Annotated in this window: 1 protein-coding gene; it reads right to left on the reverse strand. The window is 63.0% G+C overall.

Going from position 1 to position 1,166, the window contains the following annotated elements:
- The coding region (ahcY, locus tag KM135_RS19630) for an adenosylhomocysteinase (protein ID WP_221715777.1) at nt 1-1,166 on the reverse strand (1,166 nt) is incomplete at both ends.

A 1,166-nucleotide genomic window follows, 5' to 3' on the forward strand; every position in this document is an offset into this window, starting at 1 on the left:
CCCTTTGTGGAGACGCCGATGTAAGCGGCCTGCTTTTCGGTGAGGGTGGAGAGCTTGACCCCGAGCTTGTCGAGGTGGAGGGCTGCGACCTTCTCGTCGAGATGCTTGGGCAGGACGTAGACCTGGTTCTCGTACTTGTCGCTGTCGGTCCACAGCTCGATCTGCGCCAGCACCTGGTTGGTGAAGCTGGACGACATCACGAAGCTGGGGTGACCGGTCGCATTGCCCAGGTTCACCAGGCGGCCCTTCGAGAGCACGATGATCTTCTTGCCGTCGGGGAACTCGACCTCATCGACCTGCGGCTTGATCTCGGTCCACTTCATGTTGGCGAGGCCCGCAATCTGGATCTCGGCATCGAAGTGACCGATGTTCGAGACGATCGCCATGTTCTTCATGGCCCGCATGTGATCGACCGTGATCACGTCGGCATTGCCGGTCGCGGTCACGAAGATGTCGGCGCGTGTCGCCGCCTCTTCCATGGTCACCACCTCATAGCCTTCCATCGCCGCCTGCAGCGCGCAGATCGGATCGACTTCCGTCACGAGCACGCGCGCGCCGCCATTGCGGAGCGAAGCAGCGCTGCCCTTGCCGACGTCGCCGAAGCCCGCGACGCAGGCCACCTTGCCCGCCAGCATCACGTCGGTGGCGCGACGAATGGCGTCGACCAGGCTTTCCTTGCAGCCATAGAGATTGTCGAACTTCGACTTGGTCACGCTGTCGTTCACGTTGATCGCCGGGAAGGGCAGCTTGCCCTGCTTGGCGATCTCGTAAAGGCGATGCACGCCGGTGGTGGTCTCTTCCGAGACGCCCTTGATGGCGGCAACGGTCTTGGTCAGGTAGCCCGGGTTCGCGGCGACATATTTCTTGAGCGTCGCGGCGAAGATCTCTTCTTCCTCGTTGGTCGGCGTGAACAGCGCTTCGCCCGCCTCGACCCGTGCGCCCCAGAGCGCGAACATGGTGGCGTCGCCGCCATCGTCCAGGATCATGTTGCAGGGCGTGTCACCCCAGTCGAAGATCTTGGCGATATAGTCCCAATACTCCTCGAGCGTCTCGCCCTTGACCGCGAATACCGGAATGCCCGCCGCCGCGATCGCCGCTGCCGCATGGTCCTGCGTGGAGAAGATGTTGCACGAGGCCCAGCGGATCTCTGCGCCCAGCACCGCCAG

This window comes from Sphingobium xanthum, from assembly GCF_019737615.1.
GTDB classification, from domain to species: Bacteria; Pseudomonadota; Alphaproteobacteria; order Sphingomonadales; family Sphingomonadaceae; genus Sphingobium; species Sphingobium xanthum.